Origin of the sequence: Eikenella longinqua (assembly GCF_001648355.1) — a bacterium.
GTDB classification, from domain to species: domain Bacteria; phylum Pseudomonadota; class Gammaproteobacteria; order Burkholderiales; family Neisseriaceae; genus Eikenella; species Eikenella longinqua.
This window is the reverse complement of the sequence record NZ_LXSL01000014.1, coordinates 117774-142922: the sequence shown is the minus strand read 5'-3', so window position 1 is coordinate 142922 and position 25149 is coordinate 117774. Positions and strand designations below refer to the sequence as shown.

Here is a 25149-nt window from a genome sequence, read left to right as displayed (position 1 = left end):
TTTCATTTACGCATTACCTCATCAATGTTGGTGTAGCCAGGAATCGACTGGCGCAGTTGCTCGAAAGGATTGTTGCCCAGGCTGCTCAAGTCGCGCAGGCGCAGCTGGAGGAAGAAGGCGTTTTTGCTGGAGTTCACGCCGTTCACATAATGCTGGCCGACGGCGCTCAGACTCCAGCAGCCACAGTTGCTCACGTATTCCATGCCCAGGAGGTGTTCCACCGGCTTGTGTTCGCTGAAGGAATAGCTGTGGCGGCCCACCAGATACAGGTTGCGGCGAACCGGCCATTGGAAATACACGTCGGCCTGGCGCACTTTGCCGTACACGTCGTCATAAATTTCGCCGCGGCGGCGGTATTGGTAGCGCGCGCCCACGGTTTTGCCGGGCTCGGGGCTGTAGCGCAGGCCGAGGTTGTATTTGGCGGCGGCGTTTTGGCTGGTGTCGTAGTGCACTTCGCTGTTGAGCCACACGCTGTCGGTTACGCGGCCGTGGGCGAAGGCGAGCAGATCGGAATGGCCGCTGCGGCGCTGCACGCGGCTGCCGTCGAGTAGCACGTCGTCGCGGGTGAAATACAGGCGCTGGCCGATGCCGGCGGAAAGGCGTTCTTCGCCGTTTTTTGCGTCGTACAAACGGGTTTGCACGGCCATGGTAAGGAAGTTGGCGGCATTGATGCGGTCGTGGCCGGCAAAGCGATTTTCGCGGAACAGCTGGTCGTAGCTGAAGCCGTTTTCCGAGGTATCGAACAGCGGGATATCGTTTTGCTCTTTGGTGGGGATGTAGGTGTAGAACAGGCGCGGCTCAAGGGTTTGCACGTAATCGCGCCCGCGCCAGCTGGCCGGCCGCTCGAAAGTCATGCCGCTATCCACGCTGAAAATGGGCAGCACGCGGCTGAAACGGCGGGCTTGCTGGCCGTTGAAGCTTTCCAAATCGTAGTAGGTGGCGTGCAGAGCGGCTTTCGGGCGGATGTAGCCCCACTCGCGGTTGAATTCGGTGCTGATACTGGGGTTCAGCACCAGGCGGCTGCCTTCCTGCTTGCTGTCGTGGCGGAAATTGGTGTATTGGCCAAACAGCTGGAAGCTGGCGATGCCGAAGCGTTTCTGCCACTGGCTGCTTAGGCGAGGCAGCAGGGCATAGGGCTGGTCGCCTTTATAGCCGTCGGCATTGGCCAGGGTTTGGTATTTCTGCACCGTGGCGTAGCTGTTGAGGCTACCGCCCCACAGCTCGGTTTGATGGCTCAGCCATGCTTGGCGATTGAGGTTCACATTGGTGGCGATGTCGGTGCGGTTGTAGAAATCGCGGTAGTAGTCATCGTCGGAAACCTGGTGGAAATCAATGCCGCCGCTGAGGCTGCGGCTGAATTGATGCTGGTGTTTCCAATCCACTTGGCTGCGCGTGTCGTGGCTGCTGAGCTGGTCTTTCGGCAACACGGCCAGGCTGATGTCGCCCTGGTATTTGGGCTGCAGATAGCGGAACTGGCCGGCCAGCTGCAAGCCTCGTCGGCTGTAGAGCTTGGGCGTGAGGGTGAGGTCGTAGTTCGGCGCGAGGTTGAAATAGTAGGGAACGGTTACTTCCACGCCATCTGAGCCGGCCTTGAGGGTGGGCACGAGTAAGCCGCTTTTGCGGTTGCCGTTGAGCGGGAAATCGATCCACGGCGTGTAGAACAAAGGCACTCCGCCCACCACCAGCGAGGCATCCCGCGCCACACCGATGTTACTGGCGTAGTCCGCTTCAATGCTTTTGGCACGGATATACCAGCTTTCGTCACCCGGGTTACAGGTGTTGAAACGGCCGTTTTCCAAGCGGTAGCGGTTTTCACCGTCCATGCGCAGGGTTTGGCTGGTGCCTTGCAGGCGGCGGCCGTCGCGGCTTTCGGCTTCGAAGCGGGCGTTGGTGGCTTCGCCTTGGCGGGTGTCCATCTTATAGCGCAGGTTTTCGCCGCTCACGCGCCCCGCACCCTGCTCCAGCGTAAAGCGGTTGCCGGCACGCACAGTGTCCTGCGCTTGGTTGTAGTCGATCCATTGCGCATTGAGCACCTGGTTGCCGCGCTCCACCACCACATCGCCTTCCGCCCGCACGCGCACGTCGCTCTGACCGATAACGCGGTCGGCATTCACGCGGGTGGCGTCTTCGGGCGGCTCGCCTTCGCCGCTGGTTTGGGCGGGCGCAATCATGTGTTTGGGTGCGTTCGGTTGGTGGCAGGCGGCGCCGTCTGCCGCGAGCGACAGGGGTTCGGCCAGCAGCGCGCTGGGCAGGCTCAAACCTGCAACCACGGCTGCCGCCATCGGGCTCAATCGGAAAAAGCAAGACAAAGAATCACCCCAAATTTCTTGTGGCCAGTTAAAATGGCGCATATTTTAACCCGAAAAATACCATGGAACGAGAAAAAGAATTGCAAAGCTGGCTGCAGGAACGTTATCCGCAGCAGGAATTCACCCTATCCTTCGCCGCTGCCGATGCCGATTTCCGCCGCTATTTCCGCGCGGTATTCGCCAACGGCGAGAGCGTGATCTGCATGGATGCGCCGCCGGATAAAATGAGCATCGAGCCTTATCTGCGCGTGCGCGAGATTTTTGCCGCCGTGCATGTGCCGCAAGTGTTTCATCACGACGTGGCGCGCGGTTTTGCCGCGCTGGAAGACTTCGGCAAAGTGCCCTATCTGGCCGCGTTGCAACACGACCAGCGCCCCGAAGTACACCGCGCCCTGCTCTTGGATGCGATCGACACCTTGGTGGCGCTGCAAGCATCCAGCCAGCCCAGCAGGCTACCTGAATACGACGAAGCCGTGTTCCGACGCGAGATGCAGCTCTTTCCCGATTGGTTTGTGGCCAAAGAGCTGAATCGAAGCCTGAATTTCAAACAGCAACAGCTGTGGCGGCAAGCGCTCGACACCCTGCTGCCCGTGCTCACCGCCCAAGCGCAGGTGTATGTGCACCGCGACTTCATCGTCCGCAACCTGATGCTCACGCCCGGCCGACCCGGCGTGCTCGACTTCCAAGACGCGCTCTACGGCCCGATTTCTTATGATTTGGTTTCCCTGCTGCGCGATGCGTTTATCGAATGGGAAGAAGAATTTGTGATTGATCTGGCCGTGCGCTATTGGGAAAAAGCCCGCGCCGCCGGCCTGCCCGTGCCCGCCGATTTCGATCGTTTCTACCGCGATTTCGAATGGATGGGCGTGCAGCGGCATTTGAAAGTGGCCGGCATTTTCGCCCGGTTGTGGCACCGCGACGGCAAAGGCAAATACCGCCCCGAAATCCCCCGCTTCCTCAACTACCTGCGCCGCACCACCCGTCGCTACCGCGAGCTCGCCCCGCTCTACGAGCTACTGCTGGAGCTGGTGGGCGATGAAGAATTGCAAACCGGTTATACTTTCTAATCAAACTGTTATACAGAGCAAAGGCTACCTGAAAACGGGCAACCCTGTTTTTCAGGTAGCCTTTATTCCAGTTTGCCCATTTAAACACTCTCTTCACCATTCAAATATTCCAAAGCGTGCCAACCCGTTTCACAAAAAATCTTTTACACAATATAGGGTTTACAAACACTCCGTTTTTGCCGAAAATAGCTAAGTTTTCATTATTCACCGTTAAAACAAATATTTGCCCATTCGGCGCAGCATCCGCCGGGTGGAAACCATGCTTCAAACCCAATACAACATATTGATAGGTAAGAAATGTTTGCATTCAAAAAACACTGTGCGCTCATCCTCGCCGGCCTAGGCCTCGCCCTGGCCAGCCTGCCCGCCGCCGCACAGGACGACATCGACGTACTCGGCCAATTCCTCGAGCAAAACCTGCCCGTGCAAGACGACCCGCTCGGCACTTTCCTCAGCAGCCGCCCCGCCGAGCGCGTGGAAGCCCAAGCCGCCGTGGCAGGCCCCCTGCTCTCCTCACAATCCGCCCTCATCATGAACGGCCGCAGCGGCGAAATCCTTTATCAGAAAGGCATCGACCAAGTCCGCCCCATCGCCTCCATTTCCAAGCTCATGTCCGCCATGGTGGTGCTCGACGCCCGCCAAAACATGAACGAAACGCTGGAAATCACCGAAGCCGAAATCGACCGCCTCAAAGGCACTGGCAGCCGCCTCTCCGTCGGCACCACCCTCAGCCGCCGCGAAATGCTGCACCTAGGCCTGATGAGCAGCGAAAACCGCGCCATCCACTCACTAGCCCGCAACTATCCCGGCGGCCTGCCCGCCTTCATGTCGGCCATGAACCGCAAAGCGCAAAGCCTCGGCATGCAGCAAACCCGTTTCTACGACCCCACCGGCCTCGACTTCCGCAACGTGTCCACCGCCCGCGACCTGAGCCTGCTCGTGCGCGCCGCCCACGAATACCCGCTCATCCGCCAGTTTTCCACCTCCAATTCCGGCTCCGCGCACACCAGCAACGGCCGCACCCAGCAATACCGCAATTCCAACGCCCTTGTGCGCGAAGGCAGCTGGAACATCTCCCTGCAGAAAACCGGCTACATCCGCGAAAGCGGCCGCTCCATGGTGCTGTATGCCAACGTACAGCGCCAGCCGCTGATTATCGTGCTGCTCAACTCCCCCTCGCCCACCACCCGCGTGAACGACGCCCGCGCCATCCAAAACTGGGTAAGCGGCCGAGAAATCTGAAGCCCGGCTTCGGTTTAACCCGAATACGGCAACACAAAGGCTACCTGAAAACATTTTTCAGGTAGCCTCTTGCGCTACAATACCGCCACCCCAATCCACAGAAAGAAAAACATGAGCATCCAATGGTTTCCCGGGCACATGCACAAAACCAAAAAAGCCCTCATCGAGCGCCTCAAAAGCACCGACATGGTGATCGAAATGCTCGACGCCCGCCTGCCCGCCTCCAGCCAAAACCCCCTGCTCGCCCAACTCTCACGCGGCAAACCCAAGCTCTACCTCCTCAACAAACAAGACCTCGCCGACCCCGAGCTCACCCAAATCTGGCTTGCCGAACTGCAAAACCGCCCCAGCACCCAAGCCATCCCCCTCGACGCCTCCGAGCGCCAAGCCGCCCAAAAAATCACCGCCGCCTGCCGCGCCCTCGTTCCCCACCGGCAAGGCATCGACCGCCCCCTGCGCGTCCTCATCTGCGGCATCCCCAACGTAGGCAAATCCACCCTCATCAACGGCATGACCGGCAAAAAATCCGCCAAAACCGGCAACGAGCCCGGCATCACCAAAACCGAGCAGCGCCTCCTCCTCGCCGACGACTTCTGGCTCTACGACACCCCCGGCATGCTCTGGCCCAAAATCATTGTCCCCCAAAGCGGCTACAACCTCGCCGCTAGCGGCGCCGTCGGCCGCAACGCCCTCGACGAAGAAGTCGTCGCCCTCGAACTGCTCGACTACCTGCGCCAACACTACCTCCCCCAACTGCAAGCGCGCTACCAGGCCAACCCCGAAGACAGCCCGCTCTGGCAAGACAGCGACTGGCTCGAATGGATCGGCCGCCGGCGCGGCGCCCTGCTCGGCAGCGGCCGCATCAACTACCAAAAAGCCGCCGAAGCCCTCCTCACCGACTTCCGCGACGGCCAAATCGGCCGCATCACCCTGGAAACCCCCGAGCAATGGCAAAACTGGCTCGCCGCCGCCCGCGAGCACGAAGCCCAGCTGCAAGCCAAACGCGCCGAACGCCAAGCCGAACGCCGCAGCAAAGCCAAATAAGCCCGCAAGCAAAAGGCTACCTGAAAATTTTTTCCATTTTCAGGTAGCCTCCAACTTTTTTATATCACCAACAACCAAACAGGCCGGATTTTGCCCCGGCCTGTTTCTTCGCTCGCGTTCAGTTTAAGCCGCCACCGGCTGGTTGCGCAGCAGGCGGATAAGTTTGGCGATTCGCACCTTCATTTCGCGGCGGTCCACAATCTGGTCGATGGCGCCTTTTTCCAGCAGGAACTCGGCACGCTGGAAGCCTTCGGGCAATTTTTCGCGCACGGTCTGCTCGATCACGCGCGGGCCGGCGAAGCCCACCAGCGCGTTCGGCTCGGCCAGCACCACGTCGCCCAAAAAGGCGAAGCTGGCAGACACGCCGCCCATGGTCGGGTCGGTGAGCACGGAGATGAAGGGCAGCCGTTTGTCGCTCAAGAGGTGCAGCACGGCGCTGGTTTTGGTCATCTGCATCAGCGAGCTCAAGCCTTCCTGCATGCGCGCCCCGCCGGAAGCGGCCACGCACACGAAAGCGCAGCCGTGTTCCGCCGCCGCGCGCACGCCGCGCACGAAGCGCTCGCCCACCACCGAGCCCATCGAGCCGCCGATGAAGCGGAATTCAAACGCGGCCACTACCACGGGCAGGCCGTCCATCTCGCCCTTCATCACCACCAATGCGTCGTTTTCGCCGGTGGCCTTGCGGGCAGCGCTAAGGCGGTCGGGGTATTTTTTGCTGTCTTTAAACTTGAGGATGTCGGTGGGCTTCACGCTCTCGCCGATTTCTTCGCGGCCGTTTTCGTCTAACAGCAAATCGAGGCGCTCGCGGGCGCTGAGCGGGTTGTGGTGCCCGCATTTGGGGCAGACTTGGTGGTTGTGTTCCAAATCGGAGGCATACAGTACTTCGGCGCAGGCGGGGCATTTGCGCCACAGTCCTTCGGGCACGCCGGATTTGCCGTTGTCTTCGCGTTTGATTTTCGGGGGGAGGATTTTGTCGAGCCAACTCATGATTTACTCCATTTGCTCCTAATTTGGGTTTGGTTTGCCGCTCGGGGCAACAGCCGGGCGGGATGGTAGCCAATGGCGGCGGTTTAGGCAAGTTTTGCCCGGTGGCGGCACTTTGGCAAGCTGCTCACAGGCACACCGGCCGGTAGGCCAGGCAGGCATCCACCACTTCTTCCGCCGTCGGCGCATAATCGGCCAAGCTGCCGCTGCGGGCGTTCCAGCCTGCGGGGTAGAAAAACAGGCTGCTGCCTTCGGGGTGCGGCACGTGGCGGTCGAACTGCGCCATCAAGTCTTCCAGCAGGGCTTCATCGTCTTCCGCGGCCAGGATGCGTTCGCCCAAGCGGATCAGTTCGGTGCGGGTCATTTTCAGGCAGCCTCAAATTTTTCAGGTAGCCTCACACGGCTTCTTTCAGGCTTTTCACCAGTTTGCCCACCGCTTCGCTTTCGCGGCCGGGATTGGCTTCGATTTCTTTCACAATGCGGCTGCCGATCACCACGCCGTCGGCCACGGCGGCGATTTGCCGCGCGCTTTCGGCGTCGCTGATGCCGAAGCCCACGCAAATCGGAATCGGCACATGGCGGCGCAGCACGGCGATTTTTTCCGCCACTTCGGCGGTGTCGAGCTGGCTGGAGCCGGTTACGCCTTTGAGCGAAACGTAATACACGAAGCCGGAGGCGAGCTTGGCGATTTCGGCAATGCGCGATTCGCCGGTGGTGGGGGCGATGAGGAAGATGGTGTCGATGTGTTCGGCTTTGAGCGCCTGTTGCAGCGGGGCGATGGTTTCGATCGGGCTGTCCACGGTGAGCACGCCGTCCACGCCGGCACGGGCGGCGGCGTGGGCGAATTCGGCATAGCCCATTTTGTGGATGGGGTTCAGGTAGCCCATGAGCACCACGGGGGTGTTTTGGTTGCTTTGGCGGAAGCGGCGCACGGTTTCCAATACGTCTTTCAGGCTTACGCCGTTGGCCAGGGCGCGTTCGGCGGCGCGCTGGATGGTGGGGCCGTCGGCCATCGGGTCGGAAAAGGGCACGCCCAGCTCGATGATGTCGGCGCCGTTGGCGGCGAGGCTGTGCATCAGCTCCAGCGTGGTTTCCAGATTGGGATCGCCGGCGGTGATGTAGGTAACGAGGGCTTTACGGCCTTGCGGGTGTTGGAAGATGCGTTTCATTGTGTTCTTTCCATCTCTCGATTGTTGATTGTTTGAGGCTACCTGAAACTGCTTGAGGCTACCTGAAAAAGTGTGGCGGCTTGCGGCAAAGCCGGCAGCCGCTAAAGGCTACCTGAAAAAATATTTTTTGCAACACGGTTTACCGCCGCCTCCAATACGGCGGTTTCACCTGCCGTCCAATTTTCGCGGCTGTCGATCATCTGCCCCCAGCCGAAATCATATTTGAAGCGGAAGGACTTTTGCATGGGCAAGAATACAAAGCAAAAAATATCGGCTTCGGGCGCGAAAATCTTTTCTAAGAAAACAAAATCGGGCGAGCTTTGGAGCGCAGCGGCCAGGGCGCGGCAACGTTCGGCATCATCGCCTGCCAAATGGCAGTAAAACAGGTTTTGCATTTCGTGCTCGGTTTGTTTCGTACTGGGGGCAGGCTACCTGAAAACGTTTCATTGCAACATTAACTCACATTTAGGCAAACCAAACTACCATACTTTATATTCCACAAAACGCACGCTCATTTGCTGTATCAGAGCGTTTTGCAGTGTATCGCGTTGGGCAGTTTCTTTTGGCGTGGCATTTTCGGGCAGATTGAATGCGGGCAGCGCCCATTTTTTATCATTGAACTTCATATCTTTGCTTGAAATACCATCGGTAACAACCACGAAGCGCCGTTTTGCGAAATTCACGCAGATGCGGTATTCAATATTTTCTTTACTTAATTCCTTTTGCCGATCTTTACCATTTTTCCGCACTGACCATACCGCAACAGCAACCGAAATGACAGCGCCAATACTTCCACCAATCGTTCCAAAAACTTTCGATCCGACACCAATCAGCATAAAAGCCAGCAGGAATGTCGTCATTGCTGTCATGCAATAGGCCCGCCAGCCATGTTGTTTCCTTACCTGCTTCCGATAACCGTCAAGGTCGATAATCGGGTCGTAAACCGTCCACGAAATTTCATTTTTGCCTTGTGCCAGCTCGGTTTGAACTCGCGTTAAAGTATCTCTTGCGGTTTGGTTGAAATCCATATTTCACCCTTTAGCATGCTACCTGAAAACCAGAAAGCAGCCTGTACCTTACTCAATAATTATGCAGGCTACTTTTTACGCTAGTTCTTCAACGACTGCACCGGCGCGGGAATCCGCCCACCTCGGTTTACAAACACTTCGCAGCTCCCTTCCTTCACCGGCATTATCGGCGCGTAGCCCAAGAGCCCGCCGAAGTTCACGCTCTCGCCCACATCCTTGCCCGGCACGGGGATAATCCGCACGGCGGTGGTTTTGCTGTTAATCATGCCGATGGCGGCTTCGTCGGCGATGATGCCGGCAATGGTGGCGGCGGAGGTGTCGCCCGGCACGGCCACCATGTCCAGCCCCACGGAGCACACGGCGGTCATGGCTTCCAGTTTGTCCAGCGTCAGGATGCCGCTTTCGGCCGCCGCAATCATGCCTTCGTCTTCGGAAACGGGGATGAACGCGCCGCTCAGCCCGCCCACCGCGCTGCTGGCCATCATGCCGCCTTTTTTCACCGCGTCGTTCAACAGCGCGAGCGCGGCAGTCGTGCCGTGCGTGCCGCACACAGTCAGGCCCATCGCTTCCAAAATGCGGGCAACGGAATCGCCGACGGCGGGCGTGGGCGCGAGCGACAAATCCAAAATGCCGAACGGGATGTTCAGGCGGCGTGCTGCTTCATGCCCGATAAGCTCGCCCACACGGGTGATTTTAAAGGCAGTTTTCTTCACGATTTCGGCAATTTCGGTCAGGTTTTTGCCCGCACAATCGGCCAAGGCTGCCTGCACCACGCCGGGGCCAGACACGCCCACGTTCAGCATCACGTCGCCTTCGCCCGCGCCGTGGAACGCGCCCGCCATAAAGGGGTTGTCGTCCACCGCGTTGCAGAACACGACGATTTTGGCGCAGCCGAAGCCTTCGGGCGTGATGTCTGCCGTGCGCTTGATGGTTTCGCCCATCAGCTTCACCGCATCCATATTGATGCCGGCACGGGTGCTGCCGATATTGACCGAGCTGCACACAATATCGGTGGTTTTCATGGCTTCGGGGATGGAGCGGATGAGGATTTCGTCTGCTGGCGACAAGCCTTTCTGCGCCAGCGCAGAAAAGCCGCCGATAAACGACACGCCGATGGCTTTCGCCGCTTTATCGAGCGTTTGCGCCACGGAAACATAGCTGTCTGCGCCCGTGGCCGCCGCGATTTGGGCAATGGGCGTTACGGAAATACGCTGGTTCACAATCGGCACGCCGTATTTGGCCGACAAAAATTGTGCCGTTGCCACCAAGTCTTTGCCGACTCGGGTGATTTTGTTGTAGATATTTTGGTTGAGCGTGTCGAGGTCGGGCGAGATGCAGTCGTGCAGGTCAATGCCGATGGTGAGCGTGCGCACGTCGAAGTTTTGGTCGGCGACCATGCGGACGGTTTCGAGGATTTCGGAAAATCGGAAGGACATTTTTCAGGTAGCCTTTTACATTGCTTGACTTGGTTAAATTTTGAGTCGGACATACATATGCTCTTGTGTCCCTTCCTCATTTTTCCTCATCTGGTAATCAAATATATTTGAATATTTTTTCACCAAATCGGTAAACTTTTTACAGCCGTAAGTACGCGGATCGAAATCAACCTGCAACCGCTTCCAAGTTGCTCCAAAAGCAGTCATCGCCATCCACTCGTTGTCAACATGTTCAAAAACCTTGCGTATAGTTTCCAAAGGTAGTGACATTTCAGGCAGTTTTTCTGTGGGTTGTGCTTTTGTATTTACTGGATTGAGAGATACTTCCACCACTGCTTTTTTCATTTTCTCAACATTTGCTGTTTTTTCTACAGCTTCGGGCACTAGGTTCTCCACATAAATAAACTGGCTACATGCATTACGGAAGGCTTCTGGAGTTTGTTTTTTACCAAAGCCATAAACTGTTACACCCTGTTCCTTCAAACGAATGGCCAGCGCGGTAAAATCGCTGTCACTAGATACTAAGCAAAAACCATCAAAACGGCCTGTGTAGAGCAAATCCATCGCGTCGATAATCATAAAGCCGTCAGTTGCATTTTTACCTGTGGTATAGGCAAACTGCTGCATCGGCTTGATAGCGTGTTCGTTGATAACAGCTTTCCATTTGCCGTTATCTCCAACAAAGTTACCATAGATCCGTTTAGCCATTGCCTCGCCGAACTTAGCTGTTTCTTCCAAAATAGCATCAATGCTTTGCGCTGAGGCATTATCGGCATCAATCAACACAGCCAGTCGCGCAGATTTTTCTTCAGCCACATTAAAACTGATTTTACTTTTGGACATAAAGGCTACCTGAAAACTCAAATCCGGTGCATGGCTTGAAACAGCGCTTCGTTTTGCATACGTATATCCAGCCCCAGCCGTTTGCCGGCTTCATCGAACACGCGCAGCATATCTTCACGGCTGTCCGGGCAGCGGGCGGTGTCCATTAAGATAATCATGGTGAAATAGCCGCCCATCAGCTGCTGGCTGATATTGAGGATGTTGATTTGGTGTTCGGCCAAGAGTTTGGACACGTCAAACACGATGCCGATGCGGTCTCTGCCAATCACGGTGAGCACGGAATGGGTGTGGGACATAATCGTTTAATTCCTATCAAAAGCCGCCGGCATCCGCTGTTTGCCGGCTTTATTCATCCTGTTTGCCGCCTTCGGCCGCGGTTACCATCTGCTCGGCTTCTTCCTGCGTTACAGCGGCAAAGCCGGCGGGCAAATCGAGCGATTCCAAGGCGGTTTGGCCGGCCGGCTTGCCTGCCATTTCCACAAAAGCCTGCTGCAACCGCTCCCGCTGCTCGGCAAAATCGGGATGCAGCACCACCATATGCGTTACCGCTTCAAATTTGCCTTCCTGCAACACGCGCAGCTGCTCCAGCGTGCGCTTGCTCATGTGGGCATAAGTGTCGGCCATAAAGAAACCGGCTTGCGCGTCGCCCTTAATCAGCGCGGAAGCGGCCTGCGTGAAGGTGGGCGCTTCTTCGATTTTCAGCCCCTCTGCTTCCAGCCCGGCTTCTTTGAGCAGGCGCAGGCCGAGGCAGCGGATGTCTGGGTTCGGGCCGATTTTGATCAGCGCGTCGGCGGGCAAATCTTCCGGTTTTTGGTATTCCGATGCCGCCGACACGGCCACCACGGCTTCGTCGAACTTGTCTTTCAAGCGCACCAGCGGCAGGTAGCCCTTGTCTTTCATCAGCGCCACGGCGTCGAAAGCGTTGGCATACAGCATGGCCATTTTGCCGGCCTCGGCCAGCTCCTGTATTTCCGCTGCCGAAGAAGGCAGCTGCAAATGAATAACCAGCTCGGTTTCCCGCTGCAAACAGCTGCTGAGCAGATACCAATTGCTGAAGTGGTCGGGCAGGTAATCCGGCGCCACCACAAAGTCTATTCCAGCTTGTTGTACCATAAACGTTTTCCTTGCTTGAAGCCGATTCATCCAGCCCTCGGAAGGCTACCTGAAAACCTATCGCATGGTTTATTGCGGCTGCCCGGCTGCGCTGAAATCTCGGCTTTTTGAGAATAGATACCGTTATTTTTGTCTTAGTTTAACTATCTTACCACCTTTGCCGCACAGAAAACACCGCCCATTAGTAGCAGGCGCGGCAAAATTTTTGCCGTATGCCAAAGCTATGGCGAAAACCGTTTGCGCCGTGCTGCTCCGCGCATAACCGGCTTTGAATTTTTGTCTTTGATTTCATAGAAGGACAGCAGGTGCTTGCAGGCTGAGTATAAACGACCATTGCCACGCAAAATCCATCCGACAAACCCGCAAAATCCTTTCAAAATGTAGAACAAGCGCAGAAATGTAGAACAAAACCGCCCCGAAAACAGGGGCGGTGGAGCACAGAAAAACAGCCTGAAACGTTTTTCGCTTCAGGCTGTTATATATCTTGGTGCCCAGGGTCGGACTCGAACCGACACACCTTGCGGCGGGGGATTTTGAGTCCCCTGCGTCTACCAATTTCGCCACCTGGGCAGGTGAGGAAGATGCGCATTATAGGCATTTTTCCGCGTTTGTAAAGTTTTTTACCCAAGCGGCAGCGGTTTTGCCACACAAAAGCGTGTTTCCAATGGAAATAAAACAACAATCGCAGCACGCCGCGCGGGTGTTATAATCCGCCGCCATGTGCAAACCGATACTCTTGATGCTCACCGCCGCTCTGCTGCTGGCCGGCTGCCCCGCCGGGCAAAACGGCAACACGGGCGCGCCGGCTGCATCCAACCCCGCCAGCGCCGCCGCCTCCAGCCCCTTCCACGGTGCAGACCTGCGGCAAGAGCCCATCGGCGGCGATTTCACGCTCACCGCACACAGCGGCCGGCTCGCCAGCCTGAGCAGCTTCAAAGGCAAAGTGGTGGCGCTGATTTTCGGCTACACCCACTGCCCCGACGTTTGCCCCACCCACCTGCTCACCCACGCCCAAGCCATCGCCCGGCTGACGCCCGAGCAGGCCGGGCAAGTGCAGGTGCTGTTCGTATCCGTCGATCCCGAGCGCGACACGCCCGAGCTGCTGGCGCGCTACGTGCCCGCCTTCCACCCGAGCTTTATCGGGCTCACCGGCAGCCGGGAAAACGTACAGGCCGTGATGAAGCAATACGGCGCCACCGCCTATGCCCAGCCGCCGAACGCCAACGGCTTCTACACCGTAGACCACAGCAGCGGCACCTTCCTGCTCAATCGCCAAGGCCGGGCAGCCGTGCTCGAACCCTTCGGGCAAAGCGCCGAACACCTCGCGCAAGACATCCAAACCCTGTTAAACCAACAGCCTTAACCCAAAAGGCTACCTGAAAACCACAAAGGCAAACGCAGCCAGATATTTTTCAGGTAGCCTCCACACAAGAAACCCCAAACCATGCAGAAAAACGACCAACAAGCCCGCCTCGCCGTACTCATCGACGCCGACAACGCCCCCGCCGACATCATCGACCGCCTACTCGAAGAAATCGCCAAATACGGCATCGCCAGCGTCAAACGCATCTACGGCGACTGGAGCCACGGCCTCTCCAAGTGGAAAGCCGCCCTCCTGCCCCACGCCATCATCCCCGTGCAGCAATTCGCCTACACCAAAGGCAAAAACGCCACCGATATGGCCCTGGTGATCGACGCCATGGACCTTTTATACAGCGGCAACTTCGACGGCTTCTGCATCGTATCTAGCGATTCCGACTTCACCCGGCTGGCCAGCCGCCTGCGCGAAAGCGGGCTCACTGTATACGGTTTCGGCGAAAAGAAAACCCCCGAAGCCTTCCGCAAAGCCTGCGACAAATTCGTTTACACCGAAATCTTCCGCCCCGAAAAACAACGCCCCGCCAAAGACCGCAACAACGGCAAAACCCCCGCCCCCTCCGCCGAAGACGCCAACAACACCCCCGACGCTCTGCCCCTGCTCAAACGCGCCGTGCGCGAAAACGCCGACGACCTCGGCTGGGCCAACCTCGGCCCCATCGGCAGCTACATCAACAAAACCAACCCCGACTTCGACTCCCGCCTCTACGGCTACGGCAAACTCTCCGACCTCATCAAATCCTTCGACATCTTCGAACACCGCACCGACAACAACCAGCTCCAAGTGCGCCGCAAAACCGAATCCCGCCCCGAAAGGCTACCTGAAAACGAGCAAAGCGAACCCCTGCACAGCAAAAACGAGCGCAGCCACTCCAGCGAACCCGCCGCCGAAGCCAAAGCCGCCCAACGCCCCCGCCCCGCCAAAGCCGAAAACAGCCCGGCCAAAGCCGCCAAACCCTCCTTCACCAAGCTCATCCCGCTGGTGCAGCAGGCCATTCAAGACGCCGCCGACCCAAGCGGCTGGGCGCGCCTCGGCGAAGTGGTGAAGCAACTCCCCGCCGCCATCGACCCCGTCCAATACGGCTGCGCCAACGGCCGCGACCTCATCCACGCCATCTACAGCGACTGGGTGGAAATCAAAAAAGCCGGCCGCGGCGAACGCATCCGCATCAACAAACAATTCATCGTGAAAACCGAACCGGCCTAAGCCAAAAGGCTACCTGAAAACGCAAACTTCAACGCAGTTAAACCGCGCACAGCCGGTTTCGCCCAACCGCCCACCCACTTACCCCCTGCCACCCACACCATGACCGCCTCCCTCTACCTGCCCGCCTCCCGCCTGCGCCCCTCCGCCCTTACCCTGCCCGGCTCGAAAAGCATCAGCAACCGCACGCTGCTCCTCGCCGCCCTGTCCGACAACGCCTGCCGCATCGAATCGCTGCTCGATGCCGACGACACCCGCCACATGCTCGCCGCGCTGCAAGCCCTCGGCGTGCGCATTGAAAAACACAGCGCCCACAGCGTAACCGTGCACGGCTGCGGCGGCCGTTTCCCGCAGAATCAGGCCGACCTGTTCCTCGGCAACGCCGGCACCGCCTTCCGCCCGCTCACTGCCGTGCTCGCCCTGCTCGGCGGCCGCTACCGCCTGCACGGCGTGGCGCGCATGCATGAGCGGCCGATTGGCGATTTGGTGGACGCGCTGCGCGTGGCCGGCGCCGATGTGCAATACGAAGGGCAGGCCGGCTACCCGCCGCTGCGCATCGGCGCATACCGCGAAAGCGGCGTGCGGCGCATACCGGTGCAGGGCAACGTGTCCAGCCAGTTTCTCACCGCGCTCTTGATGGCGCTGCCGCTCACCGGAAAGGTGCACGAAATCGAAGTGCGCGGCGAGCTGATTTCCCAGCCCTATATCGACATCACGCTCAAGCTGATGGCGCAGTTTGGCGTGCACGTAGCGCACGAAGATTACCGCCTGTTCAGGCTACCTGAAAAAGCAAAATACCACGCCCCCGCCGCGCTGCACGTGGAAGGCGACGCTTCCGGCGCATCCTATTTCCTCGCCGCCGGGCTCTTGGCCGCCGCGCCCGTGCGCGTATATGGCATCGGGCGGCACAGCATCCAGGGCGACACCACCTTTGCCGCCGAACTGGCGAAAATCGGCGCCACGGTGGAATGGGGTGAAAACTATATTCAGGTAGCCCGCCGCTCCGGCCAGCCAATCCGAGCCTTTGATTTGGATGCCAACCACATCCCCGATGCCGCGATGACGCTGGCCATCGTGGCCTTGGCCACGGGCAAGCGGTGCAGCCTGCGCAATATCGGCTCGTGGCGCGTGAAGGAAACCGACCGCATCGCCGCCATGGCCGCCGAATTGCGCAAACTCGGCGCGCGGGTGGAAGAAGAAGCCGAAGCCATCCACATCACCCCGCCGCCACGCCTGGCCGCCAACGCCCGCATCGACACCTACGACGACCACCGCATGGCAATGTGTTTCGCGCTGGTGTCGCTTTTGGGTGTGCCCGTGGTCATCAACGACCCGCAATGCGTAAACAAAACCTTCCCCACTTATTTCAAAGTGCTTGCGGGCATGGTGGCATAAGGCTGCCCGAGGCGCAAAAGGCTACCTGAAAAATAGTTTTCAGGTAGCCTTTCAGCCTTTTGGGTTGAAGCAGGTTTGATCCGTTGAAACCAAGCGGCGCTTATTTCCCCGGCGCTTTCATCAGCTGGTCGAACACGCCGCCGTCGCCGAAGTATTTGGGCATGATTTCCTTCCACGGGCCGAACACATCGGTGGGGCGGAAGGTTTCCACCGGTGGCAGCGTGCTAGCGTGGGCGGCGAGCACTTCGGCATTGGCCGGGCGCAGATACAGGCTGGCGCCGAGCTCTTGCGCCTCCTTGCTCCACAGGTATTGCAGGTAGGCGGTGGCCGCTTCGCGCGTGCCGCGTTTGTCCACCACGCTGTCCACCACGGCCACCGGGCTTTCCATACGCACCGAGTAGGCGGGATACACGATTTCAAACTGCCCTTCGCCAAACTGCTTGGTGGCGAGCTGGGCTTCGTTCTCAAACGTTACCAACACATCGCCAATCTGGCGCTGCACGAAAGTGGTGGTGGCCGCGCGGCCGCCGTTGTCGAACACGGGCACGTTGTGCATTACCTTGCCCACGAATTCGCGCGCTTTGGCATCGTCGCCGTTGTTGGCCTTCAGCGCGTAGCCGTAGGCACCGAGGAAGGAATAGCGGCCGTTGCCGGTGGTTTTCGGGTTGGAGATGATCACCTTAATGCCGTCGCGCGCGAGGTCGTTCCAATCGCGGATGTTTTGCGGGTTGCCCTTGCGCACGAGGAAGACGGTGGTGCTGGTAAACGGCACTGCGTTGTCCGGCAGGCGGCTCTGCCATTCGGGAGAAACGAGGCCTTTCTCCACCAAAAGCTCGATGTCGGAGCTTTGGTTCATGGTGACCACATCGGCCTGCAAGCCGTTGGCCACGGCCAGCGCCTGCTTGCTGGAGCCGCCGTGCGACTGCTTAATGGTGATGTCGGGGTGTTGCTGGTTAAACAGGGGGTTGTATTGTTCGTAGAAATTGCGCGCCACGTCGTAAGACACGTTGGTGAGCACGATGTTGCCGGCGGGCGCGGCGGCATTGCCGGAAGCGGCAGAGGCGGCGGAAGCGCCGTTGCCGGAGGCGCCTTCTTGCGGCGAGCAGGCGGCCAGCAGCGCGGCGGCGGCCAGCAATGAGCCGAATTTGCGTATCGACATGATGTTTCCCTTTCGGATGGATTGGATTGCAGACAGGTGCTACTCTACCGAGCGGCGGCACAAAAGGGAAAGAACCGTTGGTTGTTTGTTTAGACGGTTTGCTTATATGGCGGGCGGCGATGCGCCAAGCGGGTAGTTTCTTTCGCCGAGCATGGTAAAGGCTACCTGAAATTTATTTTTCAGGTAGCCTTTTATCAATTCAAACCCAGCAAGAGTAGGCTGCCGGTAGGGTGTGTGGCGCAGCCACGCACGCGGCGGAGAATACGCCCAAACCGCGTGCGTGTGTTCCGCACACACCCTACGGTTAGGCTGAAATTTTAGGTAGCCTTTTCTTTTCAGGTAGCCTTCCATCCTTTCAGGCAAACCCATTCAAGGCTACCTGAAACCTTGCCGCCTCAGCCCGCCTGTGCGGCCAGCTTTTACGAGAAGGCGGCCACTTCGTCGCGTTTGGCACGGGCTTTGCCGCTGTCGATGGCTTCGCGCGCCATGTCCACGCCTTCGTCGAGCGTGGCGGCCACGTTGCCGGCGTAGAGCGTGGCGCCGGCGTTGAGCAGCACGATGTCGCGGTGTGCGCCCGCTTCTCCGGTGAGCACGCGGTTCATCATGGCGAGCGATTCGGCGGCGGAGGCCACTTTGATGTCGTCCAAATTAGCGCGCACGGGGAGGCCGAATTGCTCGGGGTGGATGTCGTATTCGGCGATGAGGCCGTCTTTGAGCTCGGCCACGCGGGTGGGGCCGGTGAGGGTGATTTCATCCAGCCCGTCGCAGCCGTGTACCACGAGGGCGTGCTTGCTGCCGAGCTGCTGGAACACGCGGGAGAGGATGCCCACCAAGTCGATGTGGAACACGCCGATGAGCTGGTTGGCGGCGCCGGCGGGGTTGGTGAGCGGGCCCAACACGTTAAACACGGTGCGCACGCCGAGCGCGCGGCGCACGGGGGCAACGTATTTCATGCTGCTGTGGTGGTTGGGGGCAAACATGAAGCCGGCGCCGCAATGGTCGATACATTGCCCCACCTGCCCGGGCGTGAGCGAGAGGGAGATGCCGGCCAGCTCCATCACGTCGGCCGAGCCGCTGGAGGAAGACACGCTGCGGTTGCCGTGTTTGGCCACTTTGGCGCCGGCGGCGGCGGCCACAAACATGGCGGTGCTGGAAATATTGAAGGTGTGAGCGCCGTCGCCGCCGGTGCCGACCACGTCCACCAGCTTATCGGGCTCGGCCACGGGCACTTGAGCGGCAAATTCGCGCATCACTTGGGCGGCGGCGCTGATTTCAGACACGGTTTCCACTTTGATGCGCAGGCCGATGAGGATGGCGGCAATCAGCTCGGGGGCCACTTCGCCGCGCATGATTTGGCGCATGAGGCTGGTCATTTCGTCGTGGAAGAGCTCGTTGTTGCTGAGCAGGCGCTGGAGGGCTTGTTGGGGGGTGAACATGGTTTGTGCTTTCTTTGCGGTGGGTTGGATATATTGGAAGAAACTGGCTTTGCTCGTTTTCAGGTAACCTTTGCGGAAAAAAGGAAAGGCTACCTGAAAAATGTTTTGGGTTTCAGGTAGCCTTTTGCCTGCGCTATTTTTGCAGGGCGGCTTTGAGCAGGCGGCTCACGTCGCTCATGTCGGCTTGGCCGGCGAGGCGTTTTTTCAGCACGCCCATGGCTTTGCCCATGTCGGCCATGCCGGAGGCGCCGGTTTCGGCAATGGCGGCGGCCACGGCGCTTTGGATTTCGGTTTCAGAAAGCATTTCGGGCAGGTAGCGCTGGAGGATGGCTACTTCGGCCAACTCTTTGTCGGCCAGGTCTTGGCGGCCGGCTTGGTGGTAGATGGCGGCGCTTTCTTTGCGCTGCTTGATCATTTTGCTAAGCATGCCAGTGATTTTGGCGTCGTCGGCTTCTTGGCGCTCGTCCACTTCGTAGCGTTTGATTTCGGCATTGGCGAGGCGGATGGTGGAGAGGGCGAGGGTGTCGTGGGCGCGCATGGCGTTTTTCATATCTTCGGTGAGGCGGGCTTTCAGGCTCATGATTTTTCCTTTGTTTGCGATGGATTGGGATGGGCTGCCGGGCTGGAGTTGCAGGCAGCCTTGGCGATTTTAACGCCGGGCGTGCTGTTTGAGGAAGTTGTTGAGCATGGCGTGGCCGTGTTCGGTGAGCAGGGCTTCGGGGTGGAATTGCACGCCTTCTATGGGGTGCTGTTTGTGGCGCACGCCCATGATTTCGCCGTCTTCGGTCCAGGCGGTGATTTCGAGGCATTCGGGCAGGCTGGCGCGCTCGATGGCGAGGCTGTGGTAGCGGGTGCAGTTTACGGGGTTGGGCAGGCCGGCAAACACGCCGCTGTTGGTGTGCCGCACGGGTGAGACTTTGCCGTGCATGAGCTTTTGCGCGCGCACGATGCGGCCGCCGAAGGCTTCGCCGATGGCTTGGTGGCCGAGGCATACGCCCAAAATGGGAATCTGCCCGGCAAAATGCTGAAGGGCGGGCACGGAAATACCGGCTTCTTTGGGCGAACAGGGGCCGGGGCCGATCACAAGGTATTGCGGCTGCATGGCGGCGATGTCGCTAAGGCTGATGTCGTCGTTGCGGCGCACGCTGATTTCTTGGCCGAGCTCGGCGAAATATTGAACGATGTTGTAGGTGAAGGAGTCGTAGTTGTCGATAAACAAAAGCATGATTTGGATATACTGCTGATTTAAAATTGATTGTTTGATACACGGCAGCTGATGCCCGCTTCTATTTTGCCGGTTGCTGCTGCGGTTTCAAGAACCTAATGCTGGATTTCGCTCTCCAGCGAATGCGTGATTCTGCCACCTTTTCGCCTTCTGGGGAAAGTGTCGTTTTCATGCAATGGCAAATTTTGCTGATGTTTTAGCCATCCATATAGCGGATTTCAGGTAGCCTGATTCGTCTTTCTGCTTGCTTTTTCTCTTCAAACTAAAAACCATCTGTCGGCAGCCAACCATCTGTTGCAACAGAGCTTGTTCGGCAAAGACATGAACGCGGTATCGCGCGAGCTGCTGGCCTTCTTTGAGGAACACAAACGCAGCGGCAAGGCTATTGCCGCGCTGCTGCGCAACTATTACGAGGCCTTGGCAGCGCAGGGCAACCCGAACCAGCAGGATGTGTTCGGCGAGCAGGCCGCACCCGACAAACAGCAACTTTTGGAAAGAACGATACATGACTACGAACAAGAACACGGACGAAACGCAGGCAGCGGGCAACTCTTCGAGCGAGCAGACGAGCGACCCGCTGGCGAGCCTGTTTCAGAAACTGAACCGCAACCCGCAGGCCGCCGAGGCGATGAGGCAGGCGCTGGCGAAAACCAAGGCGGAACTGGGCGAGCCCATCCGGCAACACTTCGGATGCAGCAGAAGCTTATGGTTGAGCCAAGTGTATGTTTGCTGAATACCTACGACAATAAAACGGAAACAACTCCCTATACGCACTGGGCGAGAGAGTACCTGCTGCGTTATGGCAGACAAAGAAAAAGCCTCGCGGATTGACGAACGATTCGGGCTCCGATTGCCCGACATCCTCCGCAACCCAGCTTTCACGCCCGACGCCCAAATTCATGGCATGGGTCGCGGAAACATGAAAACCTTGAGGCATATGAAGATACTATCCGAAAACAGCCCGTAAGGCTACCTGAAAAACAATCCCAGCCTCTCGCTGAATCCATCCCGCCACACCCAAAGCATGGCAACGCCGGAGCGGATGTCGGAAATCCGGCAGCAGGTGGAACACTCAGTAGGACAGCGCAAAATCGATGTGGCGAGCTAATGCAATGACGCTCAGAGACAGCGCCAGATGTGTGACGGCTTGTTGAAATTATGGACATGACTAACGCCCACACTGTGCTGGGAAGCTCCGGCTCAAATGCCGAGTTACCAACCAGACAGCCGAGCCTTCTTGGCTCGAGTGAGGCGCAGTCGTTCCGTTCACGATTAAACGGCATGCTAACGCAATCACGTGGGCGTAAGAAAATATTAACCGAAAAGAACCTGTAAGGCTACCTGAAAAATAATCAGGCGGTGGAGCAGGTGCGGGGTGCGACGCAATCTGACCTACGCAGCTCCGGCCCTATACGTTCTCGTGCCGGAGTGGGAGCAAGCGAAGCGACTATTCATCCAAAGGGTACGCAATATTGAACAGGATTTACGCAACGGCAACATTACCATATACAAGCTAAAAAATGGCTTGTGAGTTTCTTGGTCGTTCCAGGCTCCAATTGCCTGGGGTGCCAAGCTTAAACACAAGCCATAAGCAGATTTTAACTGAAAAACAACCCCCAAGGCTACCTGAAAAATTTAGCTTCCTTCTAAAATCTCGTTTCAACTGAGCTGAAGCAGCCCTCTTCATCCCGCCCCCCAAAACGATGATTAACCTTCCCCATATCCCCGCTGCCAAACGGCAACTTTCTTTTACTCATTTCCACTTGTCCACCCCCGCCAAAAGCCTATAATCCGCAGCGCGAAAGCACCCGGGCGCCGCAGTTTCACATATTGCGCGCGCCAGCCAAATATTTTTCCGAACACGGAGTAACACCATGAAATTACTTCCCATCTGCGCCGCAGCCGCCCTGGCTGCCGGCTTCGCCTTCCCTGCCTCTGCCGCCCGCGCCGGCAGCGTTTCCTATTCCTGCGACAACGGCCAGCGTGCCGACGTACGCTATCGTTTCGATAGAAACGGCAAAGCCGTGAGCGCCGAAGTGAAAGCCGGCGGCATCCGCGCCACCCTGCCCCTCAACGCCCGCCGCTCCGACAGCACCGGCACCACCTTCTCCGCCCGCGGCTACACCCTCTCCGGCGGCTACATCGACGCCCACAACTACAGCACCACCGAGCTGGTCGGCCTCACCGCCCACAACCGCTTCGTGGTGAAAAACTGCCAGCCGCACACCGCCGACGCCCGCAGCGAAGAGCGCGCCGATAACGGGCGCCACCCCGCCGCCGCAGGCCGCGTGGCCTACCAATGCCAAAACAACCGCCGCCTCAACGTGCAATACAGCTTCAACCGCCAAGGTGTGCCCACCCGCGCCGTGGCCGACATTGAAGGCCACCGCCGCACCCTCGCCTACGACCTCAACCGCTCCGACAACGTAGACACCGTATTCACCGGCAGCGGCTACACCCTCTCCGCCGGCCAAATGGACGCGCAAAACTACCGCAGCCAAAACGGCATCATGGTCACCGCGCCATCCAACCGCATCGCCTATAAAGATTGCAGCCCGCGCTAAACATCAAGCCGCCCGCCAAAGCAAACCGCCTGCCGGGGAAAGAACCGCAGGCGGTTTGCCTTGCCTACCAACAGAGGCTACCTGAAAAAAAGAAACCACCGTTTTTCAGGTAGCCTCTAATCATCCCCAGCTGCAAATTGCTAGCCCGCAGCCGCCTACCTTATACTGCTTCCCGGCATGCAGGCTACCTGAAAGAGTGAGCTTCAACGAAGTGGACCGATGTCTTGCGAAGCAAGGCTGAGTTCCTGCAAAGCCAAAACCTATCCCACTATTCTTAATAAGGATTTCCCCATATGCACACCCTCCCCCTTGCTAACAGCGTAACCATCCCCCTCGTCGGCTTCGGCGTGTACCAAATCGCCCCCGAAGAAACCGCCCGCGCGGTTGCCGATGCCGTTCAGGCAGGCTACCGCCACATCGACACGGCGCAGGTTTATCTGAACGAAACCGAAGTCGGGCAAGGGATTGCAATGTGCGGCGTACCGCGCGAAGAATTGTTCGTTACCACCAAAATCTGGGTGGAAAACGCAGGCGAAGCCGCCACCCGCGCCTCGCTCGACCGCTCGTTCAAACGCCTGAACCTCGACTACATCGACATGGTGCTTATCCACCAGCCCTACGGCGACGTCTATGGCACATGGCGCGCGCTGGAAGAAGCGCAGGCGGCAGGCAGAATCCGCGCCATCGGCGTGAGCAACTTCGCCCCCGACCGCGCCGTCGATTTGGGCACATTCAACCGCGTCATGCCGCAGCTCAACCAAATCGGCATCAACCCCTTCCGCCAGCGCGCCGACGAAATCGCCGCCCTGCAAGCCGAAAACATTGCCGTATCCGCCTGGTCGCCCTTTGCCGAAGGGCAGGACGGCATCTTCCAAAACCCCGTGTTAAGCCGAATCGGCGCGAAATACGACAAATCCGTGGCGCAGGTCATCATCCGCTGGCTGGTGGAACAGAACATCATCGTCCTGTCCAAATCCACCAAGCCCGAACGCATGGCGGAAAACCTCGACGTGTTCGACTTCGCCCTTTCAGACGACGACAAAGCCGCCATCGCCACGCTGGACGGCACATTCTCCACCGCGCCGCGCTATCAGGGCGTGGAACGCGTGAAGTGGATGGCGGAACGGAAATTCGGGCAGTAGCCGCCAAGCAGCAGGCTACCTGAAAACTCTTTTTCAGGTAGCCTCTAAACCAATCTCACACAAGGAAATCCCATGAAAACCCTCATCATCCTCGCCCATCCGAATCTCGCCCAATCCACCGTAAACCGCCGCTGGCTTGCCGAATTGGCGAAACACCCCGAACATTACACCGTCCATAAACTTTACGAAGCCTATCCCAGCGGCAAAATCGACGTGGCGCGCGAACAGGCCTTGGTGGAAGCACACGACAACTTGGTATTCCAATTTCCCGTGTACTGGTTCAACTGCCCGCCGCTGCTGAAACAATGGTTCGACGACGTGCTCGCCTACGGCTGGGCATACGGCTCGAAAGGCAAAGCCCTTGCAGGGCGCAAAACCGGCATCGCCGTCTCGCTCGGCGCGCCCGCCGCCGACTACACCGCGCAAGGCTCGGTCGGCCACACCGTTGCCGAAGCCCTGCGCCCCTTCGAACTTTCCCTGCGCTACTGCAACGCCGATTGGCAGCCCCCGTTCGCCTTCCACACCATCGACAGCAACGCGGGCTACGATGCTGCCGCCGAACAGCTCGTCGCCCAGAGCGCGGCGGATTATCTGGCGCACCTGCAAAAATATTTCGGCTGAACCCATTGGGGCAGCCTGAAAACACCCCGCCGTTTTTCAGGCTGCCCCGCACACAGTCCAACCAAAAGGAACACAACATGAAAGCCCTCGTTATCGGTGCCACCGGCGCAACCGGCCAAGCCCTGCTGCCGCTGCTCGCCGCCGCGCCGCAAATCGCGCAAATCGACAGCTTCGGCCGCCGCGCCCCCGATTTTGCCCACGAAAAGCTGCACAACCACATCATCGATTTCAATAATCCGCAGGATTGGGCAGACGCGGTGCGCGGCGACGTCGTGTTCGCCTGCCTCGGCACCACGCTCAAAGCCGCAGGCAGCAAACAAGCGCAGCGGCGCATCGATTTCGATGCCAACCTTGCCTTTGCCCGCGCCGCACGGGAAAACGGCGTGCAGACCTTGGTTTTGGTGTCCGCCGCCGGCGCAGACCCCACCTCGCGCATTTTCTATCCGCGCATGAAGGGCGAACTCGAACAGGCCGTTGCCGCGCTGCACTTTCCGCACCTGCTGGTTTTCCGCCCCCCGCTGCTCATCCGCCCGGGCAGCGACCGCTTCGGCGAAAAACTGGCCGAACGCCTGTTTGCCGCGTTCAACGCCGTCGGACTGCTGCAAAGCCAACGTCCGCTGCCCGTGGCAGATTTGGCGCGCGCCATGTTGCAGGCCGCCCTGAACCCGCCGCCCCGACCGGTGAAGATTTACCCGCCCGCCGACATCCGCGCCCTGCTTGCCAAGGCTGCCTGAAACCCCGCCCGCACAAAAAACGGCCTGAAACCGTCCCATCCGGTTTCAAGCCGTTTT

The 25149-nt window shown here is 58.7% G+C and carries 25 protein-coding genes and 1 tRNA gene; 11 read left to right on the top strand and 15 right to left on the bottom strand.

Annotated elements, in window-relative coordinates; genetic code table 11:
- Positions 1-2 precede the first annotated feature (2 nt).
- On the bottom strand, positions 3-2270 hold the full coding sequence (locus A7P95_RS04025; RefSeq protein ID WP_225748538.1) for an LPS-assembly protein LptD: 2268 nt from the start codon (positions 2268-2270) through the stop codon (positions 3-5).
- A gap of 101 nt (positions 2271-2371) precedes the next feature.
- Between A7P95_RS04025 and amgK the strand changes: the two genes are divergently transcribed.
- The 3 genes from amgK to ylqF all read left to right on the top strand — a co-directional run bounded on the left by amgK (position 2372) and on the right by ylqF (position 5662).
- A complete protein-coding gene (gene amgK / locus A7P95_RS04020) occupies positions 2372-3376 on the top strand; it encodes an N-acetylmuramate/N-acetylglucosamine kinase AmgK (protein WP_067591528.1) in 1005 nt (334 codons plus the stop codon).
- Positions 3377-3673: 297 nt separating this feature from the next.
- Positions 3674-4618: a serine hydrolase gene (locus tag A7P95_RS04015; RefSeq protein WP_067591526.1), complete on the top strand. Its 945-nt coding sequence runs from the start codon at positions 3674-3676 to the stop codon at positions 4616-4618.
- A gap of 111 nt (positions 4619-4729) precedes the next feature.
- Positions 4730-5662 (top strand): ribosome biogenesis GTPase YlqF, encoded by a 933-nt coding sequence (gene ylqF / locus A7P95_RS04010; protein WP_067591523.1) that lies wholly within the window; start codon positions 4730-4732, stop codon positions 5660-5662.
- A 123-nt stretch (positions 5663-5785) separates the two neighbouring features.
- On the opposite strand, the gene accD is transcribed toward ylqF, so the two are convergent.
- From accD to A7P95_RS03965, 10 genes are all read right to left on the bottom strand, one after another.
- On the bottom strand, positions 5786-6649 hold the full coding sequence (gene accD, locus A7P95_RS04005; RefSeq protein ID WP_067591520.1) for an acetyl-CoA carboxylase, carboxyltransferase subunit beta: 864 nt from the start codon (positions 6647-6649) through the stop codon (positions 5786-5788).
- A 124-nt stretch (positions 6650-6773) separates the two neighbouring features.
- Positions 6774-7010, bottom strand: a complete 237-nt coding sequence (locus A7P95_RS04000) for a colicin immunity protein (RefSeq protein WP_067591517.1) — start codon at positions 7008-7010, stop codon at positions 6774-6776.
- 31 nt (positions 7011-7041) lie between these two features.
- Positions 7042-7815 (bottom strand): tryptophan synthase subunit alpha, encoded by a 774-nt coding sequence (trpA, locus tag A7P95_RS03995; protein WP_067591514.1) that lies wholly within the window; start codon positions 7813-7815, stop codon positions 7042-7044.
- Positions 7816-7916: 101 nt separating this feature from the next.
- On the bottom strand, positions 7917-8210 hold the full coding sequence (locus tag A7P95_RS03990; RefSeq protein ID WP_067591511.1) for a zinc ABC transporter ATP-binding protein: 294 nt from the start codon (positions 8208-8210) through the stop codon (positions 7917-7919).
- 84 nt (positions 8211-8294) lie between these two features.
- Positions 8295-8843, bottom strand: a complete 549-nt coding sequence (locus A7P95_RS11515) for a hypothetical protein (protein ID WP_156503489.1) — start codon at positions 8841-8843, stop codon at positions 8295-8297.
- An 80-nt stretch (positions 8844-8923) separates the two neighbouring features.
- Positions 8924-10279, bottom strand: coding sequence for a PFL family protein (locus A7P95_RS03985; protein WP_067591508.1), 1356 nt, complete (start codon positions 10277-10279; stop codon positions 8924-8926).
- Positions 10280-10312: 33 nt separating this feature from the next.
- The gene (locus A7P95_RS03980; protein ID WP_067591505.1) at positions 10313-11122 is read right to left on the bottom strand and encodes an NYN domain-containing protein; all 810 of its coding nucleotides are present in this window, start codon (positions 11120-11122) and stop codon (positions 10313-10315) included.
- Between the two features lie 17 nt (positions 11123-11139).
- Positions 11140-11418 (bottom strand): ACT domain-containing protein, encoded by a 279-nt coding sequence (locus A7P95_RS03975; protein ID WP_067591502.1) that lies wholly within the window; start codon positions 11416-11418, stop codon positions 11140-11142.
- A gap of 49 nt (positions 11419-11467) precedes the next feature.
- Positions 11468-12235 carry a PhnD/SsuA/transferrin family substrate-binding protein gene (locus A7P95_RS03970; RefSeq protein ID WP_067591500.1) on the bottom strand — a complete coding sequence of 256 codons (768 nt, stop codon included), beginning with the start codon at positions 12233-12235 and terminating at the stop codon, positions 11468-11470.
- A 485-nt stretch (positions 12236-12720) separates the two neighbouring features.
- Positions 12721-12805 (bottom strand) — tRNA-Leu (locus A7P95_RS03965).
- Between the two features lie 148 nt (positions 12806-12953).
- Between A7P95_RS03965 and A7P95_RS03960 the strand changes: the two genes are divergently transcribed.
- The 3 genes from A7P95_RS03960 (at position 12954) to aroA (ending at position 16211) form a co-directional block, all read left to right on the top strand.
- Positions 12954-13598, top strand: a complete 645-nt coding sequence (locus A7P95_RS03960) for an SCO family protein (protein WP_067591497.1) — start codon at positions 12954-12956, stop codon at positions 13596-13598.
- Between the two features lie 81 nt (positions 13599-13679).
- Positions 13680-14819 (top strand): NYN domain-containing protein, encoded by a 1140-nt coding sequence (locus A7P95_RS03955; RefSeq protein WP_067591494.1) that lies wholly within the window; start codon positions 13680-13682, stop codon positions 14817-14819.
- Between the two features lie 99 nt (positions 14820-14918).
- Positions 14919-16211 (top strand): 3-phosphoshikimate 1-carboxyvinyltransferase, encoded by a 1293-nt coding sequence (gene aroA / locus A7P95_RS03950; protein ID WP_067591491.1) that lies wholly within the window; start codon positions 14919-14921, stop codon positions 16209-16211.
- 100 nt (positions 16212-16311) lie between these two features.
- On the opposite strand, the gene A7P95_RS03945 is transcribed toward aroA, so the two are convergent.
- From A7P95_RS03945 to A7P95_RS03925, 4 genes are all read right to left on the bottom strand, one after another.
- Entirely contained in the window at positions 16312-17370 is a 1059-nt protein-coding gene (locus A7P95_RS03945) for a sulfate ABC transporter substrate-binding protein (RefSeq protein WP_067591488.1), read from the bottom strand.
- A gap of 419 nt (positions 17371-17789) precedes the next feature.
- Positions 17790-18806 carry an anthranilate phosphoribosyltransferase gene (gene trpD / locus A7P95_RS03935; protein ID WP_067591481.1) on the bottom strand — a complete coding sequence of 339 codons (1017 nt, stop codon included), beginning with the start codon at positions 18804-18806 and terminating at the stop codon, positions 17790-17792.
- Between the two features lie 133 nt (positions 18807-18939).
- The gene (locus A7P95_RS03930) at positions 18940-19386 is read right to left on the bottom strand and encodes a GatB/YqeY domain-containing protein (RefSeq protein ID WP_067591478.1); all 447 of its coding nucleotides are present in this window, start codon (positions 19384-19386) and stop codon (positions 18940-18942) included.
- 69 nt (positions 19387-19455) lie between these two features.
- Complete coding sequence (locus A7P95_RS03925) at positions 19456-20031, bottom strand: anthranilate synthase component II (protein ID WP_067591475.1); 576 nt, start codon at positions 20029-20031, stop codon at positions 19456-19458.
- A 306-nt stretch (positions 20032-20337) separates the two neighbouring features.
- On the opposite strand from A7P95_RS03925, the gene A7P95_RS11510 reads away from it, so the two are divergent.
- From A7P95_RS11510 to A7P95_RS03895, 5 genes are all read left to right on the top strand, one after another.
- Entirely contained in the window at positions 20338-20862 is a 525-nt protein-coding gene (locus A7P95_RS11510) for a hypothetical protein (RefSeq protein WP_156503488.1), read from the top strand.
- Between the two features lie 1043 nt (positions 20863-21905).
- The gene (locus A7P95_RS12125) at positions 21906-22595 is read left to right on the top strand and encodes an ACP-like domain-containing protein (protein ID WP_067591466.1); all 690 of its coding nucleotides are present in this window, start codon (positions 21906-21908) and stop codon (positions 22593-22595) included.
- Positions 22596-22888: 293 nt separating this feature from the next.
- A complete protein-coding gene (locus tag A7P95_RS03905) occupies positions 22889-23737 on the top strand; it encodes an aldo/keto reductase (protein WP_067591463.1) in 849 nt (282 codons plus the stop codon).
- Between the two features lie 72 nt (positions 23738-23809).
- Entirely contained in the window at positions 23810-24358 is a 549-nt protein-coding gene (locus A7P95_RS03900) for an NAD(P)H-dependent oxidoreductase (RefSeq protein WP_067591460.1), read from the top strand.
- A gap of 77 nt (positions 24359-24435) precedes the next feature.
- Positions 24436-25092, top strand: a complete 657-nt coding sequence (locus A7P95_RS03895; RefSeq protein ID WP_067591457.1) for an NAD(P)H-binding protein — start codon at positions 24436-24438, stop codon at positions 25090-25092.
- The last annotated feature ends 57 nt before the right edge of the window (positions 25093-25149 follow it).